The sequence below is a fragment of the Streptomyces sp. NPDC097640 genome, from assembly GCF_040302705.1.
In the GTDB taxonomy this organism is placed as follows: domain Bacteria; phylum Actinomycetota; class Actinomycetes; order Streptomycetales; family Streptomycetaceae; genus Streptomyces.
Window position 1 is genome coordinate 1 of the sequence record NZ_JBEOSB010000041.1, and the last position, 20373, is coordinate 20373.

At 70.9% G+C, this 20373-nt stretch carries 10 protein-coding genes; 8 read left to right on the forward strand and 2 right to left on the reverse strand.

Annotated elements, in window-relative coordinates:
* Positions 1–296: 296 nt before the first annotated feature.
* Together ABTY62_RS42550 and ABTY62_RS42555 are read left to right on the forward strand one after the other, a co-directional pair.
* Positions 297–3224, forward strand: coding sequence for an alpha-mannosidase (locus tag ABTY62_RS42550; RefSeq protein ID WP_352134743.1), 2928 nt, complete (start codon positions 297–299; stop codon positions 3222–3224).
* On the forward strand, positions 3217–5385 hold the full coding sequence (locus tag ABTY62_RS42555; protein ID WP_352134744.1) for an ROK family protein: 2169 nt from the start codon (positions 3217–3219) through the stop codon (positions 5383–5385). Before ABTY62_RS42550 ends, ABTY62_RS42555 begins: the two co-directional genes overlap by 8 nt.
* Before the next feature lie 36 nt (positions 5386–5421).
* Here ABTY62_RS42555 and ABTY62_RS42560 read toward each other — a convergent pair whose 3' ends face one another.
* Complete coding sequence (locus tag ABTY62_RS42560) at positions 5422–6681, reverse strand: glycoside hydrolase family 99 protein (RefSeq protein WP_352134745.1); 1260 nt, start codon at positions 6679–6681, stop codon at positions 5422–5424.
* A gap of 392 nt (positions 6682–7073) precedes the next feature.
* Between ABTY62_RS42560 and ABTY62_RS42565 the strand changes: the two genes are divergently transcribed.
* Genes ABTY62_RS42565 through ABTY62_RS42590 form a run of 6 tightly spaced genes read left to right on the forward strand, consistent with a single transcriptional unit; the run spans position 7074 to position 18177 of the window.
* Entirely contained in the window at positions 7074–7730 is a 657-nt protein-coding gene (locus ABTY62_RS42565; protein ID WP_352134746.1) for a ThuA domain-containing protein, read from the forward strand.
* The gene (locus ABTY62_RS42570) at positions 7715–8812 is read left to right on the forward strand and encodes a Gfo/Idh/MocA family protein (protein ID WP_352134747.1); all 1098 of its coding nucleotides are present in this window, start codon (positions 7715–7717) and stop codon (positions 8810–8812) included. Before ABTY62_RS42565 ends, ABTY62_RS42570 begins: the two co-directional genes overlap by 16 nt.
* A gap of 51 nt (positions 8813–8863) precedes the next feature.
* The gene (locus tag ABTY62_RS42575; RefSeq protein WP_352134748.1) at positions 8864–11896 is read left to right on the forward strand and encodes an alpha-mannosidase; all 3033 of its coding nucleotides are present in this window, start codon (positions 8864–8866) and stop codon (positions 11894–11896) included.
* Positions 11893–13869, forward strand: a complete 1977-nt coding sequence (locus ABTY62_RS42580; RefSeq protein ID WP_352134749.1) for a DUF2264 domain-containing protein — start codon at positions 11893–11895, stop codon at positions 13867–13869. Before ABTY62_RS42575 ends, ABTY62_RS42580 begins: the two co-directional genes overlap by 4 nt.
* Positions 13862–16966, forward strand: a complete 3105-nt coding sequence (locus ABTY62_RS42585) for an alpha-mannosidase (RefSeq protein WP_352134750.1) — start codon at positions 13862–13864, stop codon at positions 16964–16966. The genes ABTY62_RS42580 and ABTY62_RS42585 overlap by 8 nt, the downstream gene beginning before the upstream one ends.
* A 59-nt stretch (positions 16967–17025) precedes the next feature.
* A complete protein-coding gene (locus ABTY62_RS42590) occupies positions 17026–18177 on the forward strand; it encodes an ROK family transcriptional regulator (protein ID WP_502997638.1) in 1152 nt (383 codons plus the stop codon).
* Positions 18178–18223: 46 nt separating this feature from the next.
* Here the strand turns inward: ABTY62_RS42590 and ABTY62_RS42595 are convergent, their stop codons facing one another.
* Positions 18224–20014: a pectate lyase-like domain-containing protein gene (locus tag ABTY62_RS42595; protein ID WP_352134751.1), complete on the reverse strand. Its 1791-nt coding sequence runs from the start codon at positions 20012–20014 to the stop codon at positions 18224–18226.
* Positions 20015–20373: the final 359 nt, after the last annotated feature.

A 20373-nucleotide genomic window follows, 5' to 3' on the forward strand; every position in this document is an offset into this window, starting at 1 on the left:
TGCGGACCGGGCGGGCCGAAGGGGCCCGGGCCGGTTACGCGGAGGCCTGGGTGGCCGCCGTGATCCGCTCGTTGCGCAGCGCGTCGTCCCACTGGGTGTGCTCTCGCCGCGCTCGCATACCCGAAACGTCAATCCTTTTCTTTACAAGCGACCTCGGATTTGGAATCTAAGTCCCCTGACAAAAGAAATCTCCCCGGCTCTCATCTGCAATTCAAGGGAGCGGGTGCGAGGCGTTGACTTGATAACACACATGGTTTTACATGGCGGTTACTGGCTGGACGCGAAGGGGACCGCCCATGCTCGAAGAGCGCATAGCCGCATTCCTCGCCCAAAGGCTGCGACCGGCGCTGTACCCGCACCGCATCCCTCTCGATGTCGGCGCCTGGCATCTGCCGGGCGAGCCCGTGCCGGCACATGTCGCCCTGCGCGCCGACTATGAACCGTTCTCCGTGGGCGACCCATGGGGGCAGCCGTGGTCAACCTCCTGGTTCACGCTCCGGGCGACCGTACCGAAGCGCTGGGCGGGCCGCCGCGTCGAGGCGGTCCTCGACCTGGGCGGCGGGGAAGACGCCAGGCCGCAGGCGCTCGTCCGCGACGCGTACGGAGCGCCGCTGCGAGGACTGGGCGCCGGGCATCCGGATCCGGTCCTCGTCGCCGGGCGCGCTCATGGAGGCGACGACGTACGACTCTTCGTCGAGGCCTCCGTCACCGCGACCGCGGCCGATGCCCTGCCGCTGCGGGTGGGCCGTGCCGACCTCGCCGTGCGCGACGAGGCGGTGTGGCGGCTGTCGCACGACATACGGGCACTGCACCGACTCCAGCGCTCGCTGTCCGACGACGTACCGCGTGCGGCCCGCATACGCGACGCCCTGGAGCGCGCGATGGACGCCGTCGACCCGCGTGCCGTCGGCCGCACCGCCTCCGCCGCATGCGCCGTGCTCGCCCCCGAACTCGCACGCGCCGCCGAGCCGTCGAGCCGTCCCGCCCTTGTGGTGGGAGAGAGCGCACCCGTCTCACTCGGCGCCGTGCCCCTGCACGAGGCGGTCCGCGCCTGCGCCCGGGACTTCAGCACGCTCGCCGCGCTTTCCGACGAGTACCCCGGATTCGTCTCCGTCGCGCCCGCGGTGCAGCACTACGCGTGGATGAAGCAGCATGAGCCGCATGTCTTCGAGCGGCTGCGCAAGATGGTCGCCGACGGCGCCTGGCTGCCGGTCGGCGGCCTGTGGGCGCAGGCCGACACCGAACTGGCCGGAGCGGAGTCGCTGGTACGGCAGTTCGTACACGGGCGTCGGTTTCTCCGTGGCGAATTCGGCGCCGACAGCGACGGTGTCTGGCTGACCGACGCGGACGGTGTCTCGCCGGCCCTGCCGCAGATCGCCAGGGCCGCGGGCGCGCACTGGCTGCTGGTCTCCCGACGGGACGAGTCGCGGTCGGGGCCAACCTTCACCTGGGAGGGCATCGACGGCACCACCATGCTCACCCGCCTCGCGGGCCGTGCGGCCGGCCCCGGGAACGATGACGCCTCCGCCCGGTCCTTCCACACCCTGCGCAACCCCGACCGCGCCACGCTGGAGCGGGCCCGCCGCCTCGCGGACCTGGACGGCCCGCCGTCACACACCCTGCACCCCGCACACGACACGGGCGTCGGCGCCGGCATGCGCGGCGCCCTCGACCTCGCCCCGCACGCGGGCGCGTACACCAGCCAGGCGCGCACCAAGCGAGGCAACCGGATGTGCGAGGTGCTGCTCCATGAGGCGGAGCTGTGGTCGGCGACGGCAGCGGTGCGGCGCGGCATTCCCTATCCGTACGACGCACTGAACCGCATCTGGCAGTCGGTGCTCACCCAGCAGAGCCACGACGTCCTCGCCGGCGCCGCGGTCGCCCGGGCCCGCCAGGACGCCGAGGATGCGCACCACCAGGCCGCGCGCCGGCTCACCCGGATCGTCCACCGCGCCCTCGGGCCGGGCGGGGACGTCGCCGCGCACAACGCGGCACCGTTCGCCCGCCGCGAGGTCGTCGTGCTGGACGGCGTGGTCGGGGGCGCCGCCGTCGCCCAGGGGCTGCCCGACGGGCGGTGCGCCGTGCTCGCCGAGGCGCCCGCCCACGGCAGCGGCCCGGTGGGCGTCGCACTGGACGGCACGGCACCGGTCATGGCCCGCCGCACCCGCGAGGGGCACCGCGTCCTCGACAACGGCCTGGTGCGCGTCACCATCGACGGCGACGGTCTCGTGCGTTCCCTTGTCGACCCGGCCACGGGTCACGATGTCATCGCCCCCGGCGGGCGCGGAAACCTGCTGGAACTCCACCGTGACGAGCCGGTCGCCGACCCTGCCCGCACACTCGCGCTCGGCAGCGACCGTACGCGCCGGGACCTGATCCACGCGCAGGACATCGAACTTCTCGCGAGCGGGCCGCTGGTGGCCACGGTGCGGGTACGCCGCGGAAACGGCCGTTCCGTCTTCACACAGGATCTGACGCTGACCGCGGGCCGCCCCTCGCTGACGGTCGACACCGAGGTCGACTGGCGCGAGCGCGACACCACCCTCAAGCAGACGTGGCCGCTCAACGGGCAAGCATCACACGTACGGTGCGGCATCGCCTTCGGCCACACCGTGCACCCACCGGGCGACGGAGACGAACGGGTGGCGCAGCGCTGGATCCATGTCGGCGCCCCCACGTGGACGGTCGGCTTCGCCGGCGACGTCACCCACGGCCACGACGTCGTCCGTCACGAACGGTGCGACGGCGGCACGGACACGACGCTGCGGCACACCCTGCTCCGCGCCCCGCACAGCCCTGACCCGTACGCCGACCGGGGAGTGCACCGCTTCCGCCACACCGTGCGGCCCGGCGCCACCATCGGCGACGCTGTCGTGGACGGCTACCGCCTGGACATGCCCCTGCGCCTGTCGGACGGGGTTTCGTCGTTGCGTCCGCTGGTATGCGTCGACCACCCGGACGTCGTCGTGGAGACGGTGAAGCTCGCCGAGGACCGCAGCGGAGACGTTGTCATACGTCTGTACGAAGCCGGCGGCAGCGCTGCGCGGACCACGCTCACCGCGGACTTCGCCGTCGCCGAAGTGTGTACGACGGACCTGCTCGAGGAGAACGCCGTCCCGCACGCCCACGACGGACCCCACATCCACCTGGAACTTCGCCCGTTCGAGATCCGCACCCTGAGGATCAGCCGGGCCGAGGCCGACGAGGAGCCGCTCGGTGCCTGATCCCCTCCACGCCGACACGCTGACGTCCCCGGCCCGGGCGACGCTGCGCGACTGGGCCGCCGCCGACGGGCCCCTCGCACTGCGCGCCCGGATCGTGCTGCTGGCCGCCGAGGGGCGGCGCGACGCGGAAATCGCACGGCGCCTCGGCGTGTCCCGACAGACCGTGGGCGCCTGGCGGCACCGCTGGTACAGCGGCGGACTCGCCGGGCTCGAACAGCGCAGGCGCACCGGACGGCCCGTCACGGTCGACGAGGCGGACGTCGTCACCCGAACCCTGCTCGCGCCCGGCGGCAGCGGCGCGAGCCGTGCCATCGCCCGCGAACTCGGCGTCTCCCACGCCACGGTCGCGGCGATCCGCCGCCGCTGGAACATCATGCCGGACCAGCCGATCGTCCCCCGCGTCCCGACCCGTCCGCCACTGCCCGGCGCCGATGCGTGGGTCATGGGCCTGTACGCCGACGTCGACCGCGGCGTCCTGCTCGTCGGTACCCGCACGGAGGCCCCGAGGCCCGCGGCCGCGGTCACCGTGATCGACGCCGAGGTCCTGGCCGGACTCGACCGGGCCCTGGACACGTTGCGCCTCGAACCGACCGCGGATGAGCGGGAGTTCAGCGCCTTCCTCGCCGATGCGGCGGCCCTGCACGCGGACATCACCCTGCACGCCGTCACGCTGTGGTCGACCGATGAGCGGTGGCCCGCCGGATCGCTCGTGAGCCACCACGACCTGCCGGTGCGCGCGAGCTGGCGCGGCTTCCTCAATGCCCTGATCGCCCTGGACAGCACGAGTCACCCTGAGTCGTCACGCCGGGTCTTCCTCGACCTGGTGGCGGCGCTCGAGCGCCCCGCACAGTCGGCCGGCCGCTCGGTCCGGTGGCTGCGCGAGCGCGTCGCCGAGCACCAGAGCCGTCCGGATGGCGGTTGGCACGCCCCGGACGCACCGTCGTTCAGCGGAGTCAACCAGCTGGACCTCGGATCCTTCAACGAGTGCGTGGTCATCGAGACCGTACGCCTCGTCGGCACCGTCACCCGCGGCGAGATCGCCCACCGGACCGGCCTCACCCAGCAGTCCGTGTCCCGCATCGCCCGGTCGCTGCTGGACCGTGGCTTTCTCGTGGAGGATGCCCAGCGCCGTGCCACCTCCGGCAAGCCGCGCACACCGGTGCGGCTGTGCGGCTCCGCCGCGCACGCGCTCGGCCTGCACATCGACCCGGAGGTGCTCACCGCCGTCGTGATCGACCTCGACGGAGCCCTCGTGTGTACGTGCACACGCACCATCAGTGCCGACATCGACCCCGCCGAATTCGTCGCGCAAGCCGTCGAGGTGGGCAATGAAGCGCTGGGCAAGGCGCGTGGCGCCGTTCAGCCAGGCGGCTTCCTCGGCGTCGGCGTGGCCGTGCCGGGGCCGGTCGACATCGCCTCCGGCACCGTCCTCGGGCCGCCCCTGATGCGGGCCTGGCAGGACCTGCCCCTGCTGTACCTGCTGAAGGAGCACTTCCCCTGCCCGGTCCTCATCGAGAAGGACTCGCTCGCCGCCGCCGCGGGCGAGCGCTGGATCGGGCGCGACCGCAGGGCCCGGGACTTCGCCTATCTCTATCTCGGCACCGGCGTCGGCTCCGGCCTCTACCTCAACGGCGACCTCTACCGAGGAGTCAGCGCGAACGCGGGGGAGTTCGGGCAGCTGTGCGCGCTCGCCCTCGACCGCGTCGCCGTGGACGGACGGCCCGAGATCCTGCCCGAGTGCAACCCGCCCGTGTCCGTGCCGAAGTTCGCCGAGCGGCTCGGCCTGCACACCGTCGGTACGGAGCACAGCAGCACCGAGGCATACCGCGCCGTCGGGCGCGCGGCCGCGGCCGGACACCCGGCCGCAACCGCCGCCCTGCGCGAAGTGGCACGTGCCGTCGGACGAGGAGCCCTGGGGCTCGTCGACCTTCTCGACATCGACCTGATCGTCCTGGGCGGCCCGTTCTTCACCGACGACGTCGCCGACTGCTACTTGGAGGAGATCGGCCGCGCCGTCAACGAGTTCCCCACCGCCCGCCGGTTGCGGCGCGTCCACGTGGAGCGCTCGGTGCTGAGCGCGGAAGCCGCCGCGGTGGGCGCCGCGTCGACCCTGTTCCACGCCACGTTCACCCCGCGCCTGAAGGGACGCGAGCGGGGCTGAGGCAGGGGGAGCACCCCGCCTCGGCCCCGGCCGCCCTCACGTGGTCGGTGTCGGCCGGTTGGGGGTGAGAGCGATCTGCCCCTTGAGCATGCGGCCGCCGTCACCGGTGAGCCGCAGGTAGTAGTCGGACGAGCACGCCGTCCCGTCCTCGTCGAGCGCCCAGATCCCCGAACCCGACGGCACATCGGCCGCCCTCGCCGCTGTCTTGGCGATCTGATTGCCCTCGTTGAACTCGTCGAACATGGAGATGTAGATGCCGCCCGCACCCAGCCGCACCATGTTGTAGAACTGCCGCCACATGAAATCACCGTGCCTGCGGTGACGTTCCTGGAGATCGCCCGGCATCACGCACGGCTGATAGTCGATGCCGTGCGCATCACAATCCGCCTTGTCCGGCGTATTGATGTTGGTGAAGAAGTCATCGGACTGGGAGGCGCTGGAAATGCGCCCCACCATCCACGGGGAGATCATGTTGAACGAATGGTACACGTCGGAGAATCCGGGCCGTGAATCCTCGGTCCCGTTACGCCAGTGTGTGGGCACACCGCCGATCACATAACAGCCCTGCGCCTTGAACCAGTCCACAACGTCCTTGCACGGCCCTGGCTCGAACGGTCTCCCCGAGTCATTGAAGCCGAACCCCCAAATGCACACCACCGGCTTGCCGTTCTGTCGCGCATAAGCGCTGGACGCGGTGTGCGCCTTCATCTTTTCCGTCCAGTCCTGCTTGATCTGGGACTGCATGGACGTCCAGCCGGTGACGTCGTACATGATGTAGAACTTGCGCCCGTTCGCCTCGGCCGACTGACGCACCTTCTGTGCCATGCCGTCACGCGTGGGACCCTCGTCACCGAAGGGGTTGAAGCGCTGAAGAGCGGCCGTGTCGATGTTGTTCTCGCGCATCCAGCGAAAGTGCGTGTCGACGGTCTGCTGGTCCCACGACGAGAAGAGCTGAGCGGGTCTGCCGCTGTTGAGGTTCGGGTACGCGGTGGTGAACCCGCGCTGGTAATCGGCCATATCCGGCCATGATTTGATGGTGGTGTTGGACAGTGACGGAGATTGGAACCGGTCCCTGCTCCAGTGCCACCAGCTGTTGATGGGGGAGCCGTCGCCTGTGCAGGCGAACCAGCCCTGATAGCCGACAGATATCTTGCCGACGACATCACCCGGCCCGCTGGCGGCGGGATGGGCGCCGGCGCTCTCGGCCGCGTCGGCCCGCGTCAGTCCGGCCACGGTGCTCAGGCCTGCGGTCGCGGCGATCGCGCCGCCGATCATTCTGCGCCTGGTGAGGGCCATGGAGTTCCTCCAGTGGGGTTGGGGGAGTGGGGTATTTCTCCGCGTGCCAGCAAAACCACGGCGCCGCCCGGCGTCAATGGCCGGCGTGGTCATTTCTCCCGCGAATCGGAAACTGGTCAAGAAGAATTCTGGTTGCCGGTAGTAAATTGAGTGGGGAGTGGAAAATAAGTGGCCTGACATCTGAACCGGCAGGCGTGAACAAGACCTTCGTCGACTCGGGGTGCGCGGGCCCCTCCCATGCTTCCTCCAACGTATTGACAAAATGCGACGGCGGTTCGTAGTTTCTCGCTCAGCATCAACTTCTGCTGGGCCGCGACGATCCGTTGAGCGACTTCATCCGACTCCGACCGCCGCACTCCACCCTGCGGCGCCGATGGGAGCGTGTCATCACCTTGACCAGCGACATCCGGCGGGCGCTCGTCGTCCGTGGCGGCTGGGACGGGCATCAGCCCGTGACGATCAGCGACAGCTTCGTACCGTTCCTCAAGGACCGCGGATTCACCGTGGAAACCTCCGAGGACCTCGCCGTGTACGAGGACGCGGAGCGCTTGGCCGCGACCGACCTGATCGTGCAGTGCTGGACGATGGGGACCATCACCCGCGAGCAGAGCGAAAACCTCGCCGTGGCGGTGCGCGCGGGCACCGGCCTCGCCGGCTGGCACGGCGGCATCGTCGACTGCTTCCACGACCACGGCTACCACCTGCTGACCGGCGGCAAGTTCGTGATGCACCCGCCGGGCTTCCACGACCACACCGTGCGCCTGCTGCCCGAGCGAGCCGACCATCCCGTCATCGAAGGCCTCGACGACTTCACCGTGCACACCGAGCAGTACTGGGTGCTCACCGACCCGCACATCGACGTCCTCGCCACCACCACCTTCGCGGCCGACGAACTGCGGGACCGGCCCGCGGTGATGCCCGCCGTGTGGACCAGGACCTGGGGCGCGGGCCGGGTCTTCGTCTCGACCATCGGGCACAAGCCCGACGACTTCGACGTGCCCGAGGTGCGCACGCTGACCGAAAGGGGACTGCTGTGGGCGAGCCGCTGAAGCCCTTGAACATCGGCATCGTGGGCGCGGGAAAGATCAGCGGTGCCTACCTCGCCACGCTGGAGCGGCTGACTTCGCTGCGGCTGACCGCCGTCACCGACCTCGACCGCGGCCGCGCCCAGGCCGTTGCGGAGCAGGTCACGGGCGGGGGAGAGCCGGCCGTCGCGGAGTCCGTGGCCGACCTGGTGGCCCGGGACGACGTGGACGCCGTGCTCAACCTGACGATCCCGGCCGCGCACGCCGAGGTCGCCCTCGCGGCGCTCGGCGCGGGCAAGCATGTGTACGGGGAGAAGCCCCTGGCGGCCAACCGCGAGGAGGCCGACGCCGTGCTGGAGGCGTCGCGCGCGTCAGGCCTGCGGGTCGGCTGCGCGCCCGACACGGTCCTCGGCACCGGGACCCAGACGGCGCGCAAGGCGGTGGACGACGGTCTGATCGGCGCGCCGGTCGCGGCCACCGCGTTCATGACCACCGCGGGCCATGAGAAGTGGCATCCGGACCCGGAGTTCTACTACCAGCCGGGCGGCGGCCCACTGCTCGACATGGGGCCCTACTACCTGTCGGCCCTGGTCCACCTGCTCGGCCCGGTGGTCAGGGTGACCGGCGCGTCCTCCCGACCGCGCGCACGGCGCACGATCGGCAGCGGCCCGCGCGCCGGGCACACCTTCCCGGTGGAGGTGGACACCCACATCACCGGCGTCCTGGAGCACGCGGGTGGAGCCCTGTCCACGCTCGTAATGAGCTTCGACATCGGCGCCGCGCGGCTGCCGCGCATCGAGGTCCACGGCACCGAAGCCTCGCTGTCCCTGCCCGACCCGAACGGCTTCGACGGCGCCGTCGAGATCCACCGCGGAGACGGCTGGAAGATGCTGCCCGTCTCTGCCGGCTACCCGGACGCGGGACGCGGCGTGGGCCTCGCCGACCTGGCCGATGCCCTGTCGGCCGGACGGCCGCACCGGGCGTCGGCCGAACTCGCCGCACACGTCCTGGACATCATGCTCACCCTCATGGACGCGGCGGCCCAGGGCCGAGCCCTCCAGGTGACCAGCTCCTGCGAGCGCCCCGCTCCGGTGGACGGTCGCTGAACGACACCCGCACCACCTCCCGCCCGCTCGCAGCAACAGGAGACCCCTTTCATGCACGACGACCGGAAGCTGGTCGAAGCACGCCTGGAACGCGTCCTCAGAGAGCGCATCCGGCCGGCCGTCCACCCCCTCACGACACCCCTCGCCGTGGAGATCTGGTCCACCCCCGGAGAACCCGTGCCGGTGGCCGAGGGCCTTGCGGCACCCACCCGCCCCATCGCCCCCGGCACCCCGTGGGGAACGCCGTGGGGGACCAGCTGGTTCAAGGTCACCGGGACGGTCCCCGCCGAGTGGGCGGGCCGCACCGTCGAGGCCATCCTCGACCTCGGATTCACTCCGCGCACCCCGGGTTTCCAGTGTGAGGGCCTCGTTTACGCCCCCGACGGCACCCCGGTCAAGGGACTCCACCCGCGCAACAGCCACGTCAGCGTCGGCTCGCCCGTGTCCGGCGGCGAGCGGATCCACTGGCGCATCGAGGCGGCCTCCAACCCGGACCTCGACGCGAGCGGCGTCCCGTTCCAGCCGACACCGATGGGCGACAAGGCCACCGCCGGTGACGCACCCCAGTACGCGCTCGGCGAGATGCGGCTGGCCGTCCTCGACGAGACGGTCTGGAACCTGGTCATGGACCTGGAGGTGCTCGGGGAACTGATGGCGGAACTGCCCGTCGACGGGGCCCGCCGCTGGGAGATCCTGCGCGCGGTCGGCCGCGCCCTGGACGCCGTCGACCTCCAGGACGTCAACGGTACGGCGCAGGCCGCACGGCACGCACTGGCCGGTGTGCTCGCCACGCCCGCCGTCCCCGCGGCCCACCGCATCAGCGCCGTCGGCCACGCCCACATCGACTCCGCGTGGCTGTGGCCGCTGCGGGAGACGGTCCGCAAGGTCGCCCGCACGGCGTCGAACATGACGCAACTCATCGACGCTGACCCCGAGTTCATCTTCGCCATGTCCCAGGCGCAGCAGTTCGCCTGGATCAAGGAGCACCGGCCCGAGGTGTACGCCAGGGTCAAGAAGGCCGTCGCCGAAGGACGGTTCGTACCCGTCGGCGGGATGTGGGTCGAGTCCGACACCAACATGCCCGGGTCGGAGGCGATGGCCCGCCAGTTCGTCCACGGCAAGCGCTTCTTCCTCGAAGAGTTCGGCATCGAGAGCGACGAGGCGTGGCTGCCCGACACGTTCGGCTTCGCGGCCGGCCTGCCGCAGATCATCAAGGCCGCGGGCGCGACACGCCTGCTCACCCAGAAGATCTCGTGGAGCCGCACCAACACGTTCCCGCACCACACGTTCTTCTGGGAGGGCATCGACGGCACCCGCATCTTCACGCACTTCCCGCCCGTCGACTCGTACAACTGCGAAATGACGGGCCGTCAGCTGGCCCATGCCGCGCAGAATTTCAAGGAGAAGGGTGTCGCCACGCGCTCCCTCGCGCCGACCGGCTACGGCGACGGCGGAGGCGGCACCACGCGCGAGATGGTCGCCAAGGCGGCCCGGATGCGAAGCCTGGAGGGCGCCCCGGCCGTCGTATGGGAGACCCCCGCCACCTTCTTCACCAAGGCCGAGGCCGAATACCCGAACCCGCCCGTCTGGGTCGGCGAGCTCTACCTCGAGCTGCACCGCGCCACCCTCACCAGCCAGGCGCAGACGAAGCGCGGCAACCGGCGCAGCGAGTCCCTCCTGTACGAGGCGGAGCTGTGGGCCGCGACGGCGACGGTGCGCGTCGGTATCCCCTATCCCTACGAAGAGTTGGACCGGATCTGGAAGACGGTGCTGCTGCACCAGTTCCACGACATCCTGCCGGGTTCGTCCATCGCATGGGTGCACCGAGAGGCACGCGAGACCTATGCGCGCCTCGCCGCGGAACTCGAGGGCATCATCGCGGATGCCCAGCGCGCGCTGGCCGGTGATCCATCGGGAGGCACCGAACTCATCTTCAACTCGGCTCCCCACACCCGCCGTTCGGTCCCCGCCCGGGGGGCCTCCGCACAGGCCACGGACGGGGACGGTGTCACGCCTGTCCCGCGTGACGGGGGCGGCTACGTCCTGGACAACGGCTTGCTCCGGGTCGAGATCGACGGGCGGGGCCTGGTGGTCTCCGTCTACGACCGGACCGGCGACCGGGAGGTGATCGCTCCGGGGCAGGCGGCCAATCTGCTTCAGCTGCACCCCGACTTCCCCAACCAGTGGGACGCCTGGGACGTGGACGCCTTCTACCGCAACGTAGGAAGCGACCTCACCGAGGCAGCCGACGTACGTGTCGACGGCGGCGCGGTGCGGATCGAGCGGGTCTTCGGGCGCTCCGGGACGGTTCAGCTGCTGTCCGTTCCTGCCGACGCCAAGCGGCTCGACATCGACACCGAGGTCGACTGGCACGAGACGGAGAAGTTCCTGAAGCTGGCGTTCCCGCTCGATGTGAAGGCCGACCGGTACGCCTCCGAGACCCAGTTCGGCCATGTGTACCGTCCCACCCACCAGAACACGAGCTGGGAGTGGGCCAAATTCGAGGCCTGCAACCACCGCTTCGTCCATGTTGAGGAGCCGGGCTGGGGCGTCGCCCTCGTCAACGACGCGACGTACGGCCACGACGTGACCCGCGCCGTCCGTACGGGTGCCGACGCGGGTACGACGACCACGGTGCGGGCCTCGCTGCTGCGCGCGCCTCGCTACCCGGACCCGGAGACCGATCAGGGTGTGCACCGGTTCCATCACGCGCTCGCGCCGGGTGCGACGATCGGCGACGCCGTCCGCGAGGGCCACCGGGCCAACCTGCCCGAGCGCCGGATCACCGGAACCGCCGAAGCGGTCGCGCCTCTGGTCGCCGTGGACAACGACGCCGTGGTGGTCAGCGCGGTGAAGCTGGCCGACGACCGCAGCGGCGACCTCGTCGTCCGCCTCTACGAGGCGCACGGCGGCCGCGCCCGTGCCATCGTCCGCATCGACGGCTTCGCCATCGAACAGGCCGCTCCGACGGATCTGCTGGAGCGGCCGCTCCCGGACGCCGAACCACCGACACAGGCCGACGGCGGCGTCGTGCTCGCACTGCGACCGTTCCAGATGGTGACCCTGCGCCTGCCGCGGTCATGAATCGCACCCCGGCCGAGGACCGTGCGCACTGGGAGCGGACCGCAGACCAGCTGCTGCTCGCCGTCCGGCCCTACGCCACCGACGAGCACGCCCTGATCGACCTGCCCGGCGTGCCGAGCGCGAACGGCGCGCACAGCGACGGACTCGAGGGGTTCGCCCGCACCTTCCTGCTGGCCGGCTTCCGGCTCGCGGGAGGGGGCGGGAACGATCCGCACGACCTCGCCGGGTGGTACGCGCAGGGCCTGGCCGTTGGCACCGACCCGGACAACCCGGAGCGCTGGCCCACGTTCACCGAGTGCAACCAGGCCAAGGTCGAGGCCGCGTCCATCGCGCTCGCGCTGCACGAGACGCGGCCGCTGATCTGGGACCGGCTCGACGACCAGGTGCGGCAGCGGGTCCTCGACTGGCTCGCCCCGATGGTCGGCGACCCGATGCCCGGCAACAACTGGATCTGGTTCCACGGCATCACCGAGGCATTCGCCCGCACGGTCGGCGGTCAGTGGCGGCAACAGGACCTCGACCGGATCATCGCCCTGACGGACGGCTGGTACGCGGGCGACGGCTGGTACTCCGACGGCCTCACCGGCGGCGCCCACCGCAACTTCGACCACTACAACGGCTGGGCCATGCACCTGTACCCGCTGTGGTTCTGCCGCATCCTCGGCCATGCGGCACCCGGCGGACTCCTCGACCGCTACCGGGCCCGGCTGCACCGCTTCCTGGCGGACCAGCGCCTCCTGATCGGCGCCAACGGCTCACCGCTCATCCAGGGCCGCTCCCTTACGTACCGCCACGCCGCGCTCGCCTCGCTGTGGACCGGCGCCCTGTTCGACGCGACGCCGCTGGCACCGGGGGAGACCCGGGCACTGGCGAACCGTATGCTCCACCACTTCACCGACCACGGCGCCATGGACGAGCGGGGACTGCTCACGCTCGGCTGGCACCGGCCCTACCGCGGCATCCTCCAGGCGTACTCGGGACCCGCGTCCCCGTACTGGGCGAGCAAGGGCTTCATCGGTCTCGCCCTGCCGCCGGACCACCCGGTGTGGACCGAGGACGAGGCACAACTCGCCATAGATCAGGGCAACGTCACGCGCACTCTGCCCGCGCCCGGCTGGCTCGTCTCCGGTACGGCCGCCGACGGTGTGGTACGAGTCGTCAACCACGGCGGCGACCACGCCGACCCGGCTCGGCCCCACGCCGACGACCCCTGCTACGCCCGGTTCGCCTACTCGACACACACGGCACCCGAGACCCCCGGCGACCCCACGGCCGGTCCGGGCGCCTGCGCGGACACAGATCCGCTCGACAACGCGGTCGTGCTCCTCGACGCGGCGGGCCGTGCCTCGCACCGCCGCCCGGCGACCAGGATCTCCATGGCCGGTGCCGCAGCCGTCTCGCGCTCGCGCGCGCACTGGCCACAGGACGCGACGTGGGACCCGTTCGGCGGGCCCGACACTCCTTACGCGCTCGGTCCCTGGGTCACCGTCGGTTCCGCGTTGCGCGGGTCGATCGAGGTACGGGCCGTGCGCGTCGACCCCGCCGCCGGTGGTGAGCCGACCGGTCATGTGCTGCGGATCGGCGGATGGTCCCTTGCCGTCGATCCGCAGGGCGCGCCGTGCGCTGCGCAAGGCGCCACCGCCCGCGTAGCAGGGGTCGACGGGCTGGTCTCCTCGCTCATCGGCGCACACGGGTTGCCCGCCGCGTCCGTGGTGCCGGGAGCCGACAGCAACGCGCTGGGCGCCGCATCCGCCACCCCCGTCGTGCGGACCGACGGCCCGGTCGCCCACGGCACCCTCCACGTCGCCCTCGTTCACCTCGGCGGTTCGGATCCCGACTCCCTGCCGCGGGTCACCACCCGTGCCGAGGGGACCACCCTGGTCGCGGACGTGACCTGGGCCGACGGCGCACGGGACGCCATTCGACTGCCCGCTGCTGAAGAAGAGGCATGGAAGGACCAGCACCGTGCATGACGACCGCCGGATCATCGAGACACGGATCCGCAAACTGCTGGACCGTGTGATCCGCCCCGCCCTCTACAGCTCCGCATGCCCGCTCACGCTCAGCGCCTGGTTCGTCGAAGGCGAACCGGTCCCCGTGGCCGACGCCCTGCGCGCCGACTACGAGCCCTTCACCCTCGGCTCCACCTGGGGCTGCCCGTGGGCGACAACATGGATGCGGGCGAGTGCGGAGATACCCGAGCAGTGGACGGGGCGTCGCGTCGAGGCCGTCTTCGACCTCGGCTTCGACCTCACCAAGGGGCCCGGCGGTCAGGCCGAGGGCCTGGTGCACGATGCCCGCGGCACACCGATCCAGGGCCTGCACCCTTACCACCGAAGCGTGCTGCTCACCGACTCCGCCACCGGTGGCGCCCGCGTGGACCTGCTGATCGAGCTCGCCGCCAACCCGCCCATCGTGGCCAGCGCGGGTCTGCACATCCACCACGGTTCGCGCGAGACCGCCGGCGCCGAGCACATCTACCGCCTCAAGCAGGCCGAGATCGCGGTGCGCGAGGACGACGTATGGCACCTCATCCACGACATCGAGGTGCTCGACGAGCTGATGCATGAGCTGCCGCTCGGATCATCGCGGCGTCACGAGATCCGCTACGCGCTGCGCCGCGCCGCCGACACCGTCGACCCGGGCGACGTGGCGGGCACCGCGGCGCGGGCCCGCGGCCGGCTGGCCGATGTACTGGCCCGGCCCGCACACGCCTCCGCGCACACCATCGCCGCGGTCGGCCACGCCCATATCGACTCGGCCTGGCTGTGGCCGGTCCGGGAGACCGTGCGCAAGTGCGCGCGCACCTTCACCAACATGACCACCCTCGCCCAGGAGTACCCGGAGCTGATCTTCGCCTGCTCCTCGGCACAGCAGTACGCGTGGATGAAGGAACACCACCCGGATGTCTTCGCCCGGATGAAGCGAGCGGCCGCCGACGGCAACTGGGTGCCGGTGGGCGGCATGTGGGTCGAGGCCGACGGCAACCTCCCCGGCGGCGAAGCGCTCGCACGCCAACTCGTTTACGGGCGGCGCTTCTTCGCGGAGGAGTTCGGCGCCCCGCAGAAGGGCGTATGGCTGCCCGATTCGTTCGGGTACACCGCCGCCTACCCGCAGCTCGCGAAGCTCGCGGGAGCCGAGTGGTTCCTCACCCAGAAGCTGTCCTGGAACGAGACCAACAAGCTGCCGCACCACACCTTCGCGTGGGAGGGCATCGACGGCTCGCGCGTCTTCACCCACTTCCCGCCCGTCGACAGCTACGTCGCCTCCCTCACCGCGGCCGAACTCGCCCACGCCGAGAGCAATTTCGCGGACAAGGGCGTGGCCACGCGCTCGCTCGTCCCGTTCGGTTACGGCGACGGAGGTGGCGGCCCCAGCCGCTCGATGCTGGAGAAGGCCCGCCGCCTGCGCGACCTCGAAGGCTCGCCCAAGGTCGTCATCGAGGCGCCGGACGACTTCTTCGCGGCGGCACGCTCCGAACGCGACCGACTCCCCGTCTGGCGTGGCGAGCTGTACCTGGAGAACCATCGCGGCACCTACACCAGCCAGGCGCGCACCAAACGCGGCAACCGGCGCAGCGAGGCCCTGCTGCGCGAGGCCGAACTCTGGGCCGCGACTGCCGCTGTCCGGGCCGGGGCGCCGTATCCGTACGAGCGCCTGGAATCGCTGTGGCGGCGGGTCCTGCTCAACCAGTTCCACGACATCCTGCCGGGCTCGTCCATCGCCTGGGTGCACCAGCAGGCCGAGCGCGAGTACGCCGAGATCCACGCCGACCTCGAGATGCTGATCGCCGACGCGGTCGGTCACCTGCCCGGCGCGCCCGCGCTGCTCAACGCCGGTCCCTACGCCCGTCGCGAGGTCGCCGTCGTCACCGGCGGGGAGTTCGCGGGAGCGCAGCGTCTTGTCGACGGACGCAGCGCCGTCCTCGCCGACGTCCCGCCGCTCGCCACGGGCGGCACGGTGGACACGCACCGGGGCTCCGTCACCGCCACGGCACAGGACGCGGGCTTCATCCTGGACAACGGGATACTGACGGTCGTCGTGGACCGCCGCGGCCTGATCACGTCGGTGTACGACCACACGGCGCAGCGCGAGGCCATCGCCCCCGGCGCCGCGGGCAACCTCCTCCAGCTCCACCCCGACGACCCCAACCTGTGGTCGGCGTGGAACATCGACCCGTACTACCGCGACACCGTGCGCGACCTGGACGAGGCCGAGTCGGTGACCCTCGTGGACGAGGGACCGCTTCTCGCCTCGGTCCGGGTCGAGCGCGCCTCCGGAGCGTCCCGGTTCGTCCAGCACATCGAGGTCGCCGCCGAGTCCCGCCAGGTGATCGTCCGCAACGACATCGACTGGCAGGAGCGGGACACCGTCCTCAAGGCGGCCTGGCCGCTGGATGTGCACGCGGACCGGGAGAGCGCCGAGATCCAGTTCGGCCATGTACAGCGCCCCACACACGAGAACACCAGCTGGGACGCGGCCCGCTTCGAACTGTGGGCGCACCGCTGGGTGCACGTCGGCGAACGGCACTGGGGTGCGGCCCTGCTGAGCGACGCGACATACGGCCACGACGTGGGCCGCGACACCCGCGAGGACGGCGGAACCACCACCACGGTCCGACTCTCGCTGCTGCGCTCCCCGCACAGCCCCGACCCGCAGGCCGACCGCGGGCGGCACAGCTTCAGCTACGCCCTCCTCGCGGGCACCGGGATCGAGGGGGCGATCGCCGGGGGCTACGCGCTGAACCTGCCGCTGCGTCCGGCCCCGGCCTCGGCCCGCTCCCTGGTCGACGTCGACACCACGGACGTCGTGGTGGAGTCGGTGAAGCTCGCGGACGACCGCAGCGGGGACGTCGTGGTCCGCCTGTACGAGGCATGCGGTGGAGCGGTCGCCGCGCGCCTGCGCGTGGGCTTCCCGCTCGCCGCGGCGCTCGACTGCGACCTGCTGGAAGTGCCGGCTCAGCAGCTGACGGCCCGCCCCGACGACGAACGGGCCGTCGATCTCCGGTTCCGGCCCTTCCAGATCCGTACCCTGCGCCTGCGCCCCGACGTGGCCGGGGAGGAACATTGACGGCCAGGACGGCGAGAACCGAGAAGGCCGCCATGCGGCGCGGCACCAACCTGCCGCGCATGGGCGACTTCAACGAATCCGTGATTCTCGACGCCATCCGCCGCCACCACCCCACCGGCCTGAGCCGCGTGGAACTCGCCCAGGCCACCGGCCTGTCCGCGCAGACCGTCTCGAACATCACCCGGCGGCTGCTCGACCAAGGTGTGGCCCGCGAATCGGGCAAGCACAACACGGGCAGCGGAAAGCCTCGCACACTTCTCGAAGCCGTCCCCACCTCCCGCTATGCCGTGGGAGTCCACCTCGACCCGGCCGTCATCAGCTGCGTCCTGGTGGACCTGCTCGGCACGGTCGTGGCCCAGCGCAGCCGGCGGACCCCGAGCGGCGGCGACACCGACGGGATCGTCGCCGACATGGCCGCCTCGGTAGGTGCGCTCGTGGCGGAAGCGGTGGTGGACACGGCAGCAGTCCTGGGTCTGGGCATCGCAGCACCGGGGCCGATCGACGCGGCCGCCGGATGGGTCGTCGATCCGCCGGAACTGCGTGGCTGGGGCCGCTATCCGCTGCGCGACCGGCTCAGCGCGGCAACCGGATTCCCGGCCCTGCTCGACAAGGACGTCACGGCCGCCGTCGTCGCGGAGCGTTGGGCCGGGGCGGCAACCGACAGCCGCAACCTGCTCTTCTTCTACCTCGGCACCGGTTCCGGAATGGGGCTCGTGGTGGATGACACCGTGCTGCGCGGCGTGTCGGGGAACGCCGGCGAGGTCGGCGGACTGGGCGCGGCCTTCTCGACCCGGACGCTCGTCGACGAGGCCATCGCCCTGGGCGCGCTCGGAGCCGAGTTCACGGTCCGCGACCCGGCCGATGCCCAGCGCGGTCTGAAGCGGCTCGCGGAGCTCGCCGGCGAGGGGGAGGCGCAGGCGGACGGCATCATCGAGCGCCTGGGCATCCGCATCGGCCGAGGCGTGTGTGCGGCGGCGACACTCCTCGACGTCGGCACCATCGTCTTCGGCGGACCCACCTGGCAACTGCTCGCGGACCGTCTGCTGGCGACCATCGAACCGATGGTCGCCCAGTCCCCGTTCGTCAGGGCGACCCACCCGACCACGGTCCTCTCCACCACCCTGGGTGAGAACGTGGCCGCGGTGGGGGCGGCGTCCCTCGTCCTTGACCGGGCACTGTCCGTGCAGCCGAGGTCCCTGCTGCTGGGCTGACCCCGCACCAGTTCGTCAGGGCACAGGCTCGCCGAGAAATCGCGGATCAGGGATATGACACCACGGTGGAGGGCACGGTGGAGGTGCCCGAGGTGGGGGAACCGGTGTCATTGATGACGCGTTCGTACTGGCCGTTGCCGCCGAGCGAGACGACCAGCAGATTGTGGAACTTCACCCCCGGCGCGTTCGGGGCGGCGAAGCCGTGGTGCTGCACGATGCTCGGGTCGACGTTGTAGTAGCAGTAGCTGCCGAGCCCCCATCCTTCGTGCGTGGTCACCGAGTCGGCCACCTTGTAGGCCGCGTAGCCCTTGAGGGAGCCGTTCTGGATGGCGGCCTGGTTCGGGGCGTCGTATGCCTTCTCGTTCTGGAAGAAGATGGTGCGGCCCCGCTGACCGAACCACTGCACGTCGTACTTGTTGAAGTGCTCCACGAACAGACCCGTGGCGAGGACGTCGTCACCGTTGACCCGGACTCCGTAGTCGGCGCGGTTGGTCTCCCAGCCGACGCCGTCTCCGTGGTCGGCGCGCCAGACCCAGGTGTGGTCGACGATGGTGTGACGGCTGTTGATCACCATGCTGGTGGTGGCCTTGCCGGGCCCCGCGCCACCGATGCGTATGAACACGTCCTGCACGGTGGTGGGGTTGGCCGAGTGGTCGGCCGAGGCCCCTTGCGGGCCGACTTCCAGCAGGGTGGCGGAGTTGACCGGTCCGGCGTCGATGAGGAAACCGGCCAGCCGGACCCCGTCGACGTCGGCGACCTTCAGTGCGGTGACGCCGTTGTCGGGGATGAGGGTGGCGTAGCCGAGCCCGAGGACGACGGTGTTCGCCCGGTTCACCTGGATGGGCTGGTCGAGGTGGTAGATCCCCGGGGTGAGCAGCAGTTGGAGCCCCTGGGTGAGTGCTTCGTTGAGGGTGGCCGCGGTGACGCCGGGCTTGGCCACATAGAACTGCGACAGAGGCAGCGAGGTGCCTCTGGGGGTGCCGTTGCCCCAGGTGACCCCGCGGGCGTTGGTCCGCTTCTCGGGCAGGAAGACCCGGTATTCGGTGCCGTTGAGGTACAGGAAGGGCTTCTCCCGGGAGATGGGGGTGGTGTCGATCGTGGTGTACGGCGGGTTCGGGAAGCTCTGCGCGGGCGCGCCCTCCACACCGGAGAACACCATGTTCCACACGGCGTTGAGCCAGCCGCCGACGGCGCTGTCGCGGGTGTACCACTGCTGCTGGGAGTACGGTCCCACCTGGCCGTCGATGCGGCTGTCCGCGATGTAACCGCCGCTCGCCCAGCCGTAGCCGTCGGGGGAGAGGTTGAGTCCGCCGCGGACATGCATCCGCCGGAAGGGCGCGGCCTGCGCCACGGCCCAGCGGTTGGTGCCGTTGACCGGTACGAGCGCAAGGTTCTCCGCGGAACGCCAGAAGTTCTGCGTGGCATTGCCGTTGAACCACCCGGCGTCGACGGTGACATCGCCGTTGATGGTCGTGTCGTCGGGGGACAGCCCCAGCCCGGCGATGGAGGTGTAGAAGCCGAGCTGGGCGTTGAGCCCCTGGTAGGTGCCGGGTTTGAACAGCAGGGCGTAGCGCCCGGTGCTGAACTGTGCCGACTCCTGCTTCTTGAACACCTCGTCCAGCTTGGCCTGGATGCCGGGCGTGGACGGGTCGAAGACGATGACGTTGGGGCCGAGGTCGCCGCCGCCCGGCAGGGCGCGCGGGCTCCTGCTCCGGCTCGCGGGGGCGGCGGAGGCGGGAGCGGACAGGCCGACGAGGGCGGGGGCCGATGCGGCGGCGGCCGCGGCGCCGAGGACCGCTCGGCGGCCGATGGAGGAATGCCTGCGGGAAGGCGTCATGGGGGCGACTCTCCTGGTTCAGTAAATGAACGAGATGGGGGGTGAGGGAGCGCTCTCTTGCCGTCGCATGCTTCAGCCATGTGAACGACACGTCAAGAGTTGTGACCGTACTCCTTGCCCGCTGTCGCCTCTCGATCGCCAATTGGCAGGGAAGTTAAGGTAGTTTGCGAGCCCTTGGGCGGGATACGGCCGTCGGCGTCCGCGATCGCTAACTTCAAGAAGTAATAGAAGTCGGCGTTGATCCTCTCCGCTCGACGCCTTGACACTGTCGCGTCACCGCCGTGACACTCCCATCTCGGAGAGCGCTCTCCCACTCGTTGTCGCGGGCCTGTGACGGCCCGTCATACGGGCGGCCCGGC

Coding starts and splice junctions, on each gene's coding strand:
- ABTY62_RS42550 (WP_352134743.1), top strand. CDS start 297: ATGCTCGAAGAGCGCATAGCCGCATTCCTCGCCCAAAGGCTGCGACCG.
- ABTY62_RS42560 (WP_352134745.1), bottom strand. CDS start 6,681: ATGGCCCTCACCAGGCGCAGAATGATCGGCGGCGCGATCGCCGCGACC.
- ABTY62_RS42575 (WP_352134748.1), top strand. CDS start 8,864: ATGCACGACGACCGGAAGCTGGTCGAAGCACGCCTGGAACGCGTCCTC.
- ABTY62_RS42580 (WP_352134749.1), top strand. CDS start 11,893: ATGAATCGCACCCCGGCCGAGGACCGTGCGCACTGGGAGCGGACCGCA.
- ABTY62_RS42590 (WP_502997638.1), top strand. CDS start 17,026: ATGGGCGACTTCAACGAATCCGTGATTCTCGACGCCATCCGCCGCCAC.
- ABTY62_RS42595 (WP_352134751.1), bottom strand. CDS start 20,014: ATGACGCCTTCCCGCAGGCATTCCTCCATCGGCCGCCGAGCGGTCCTC.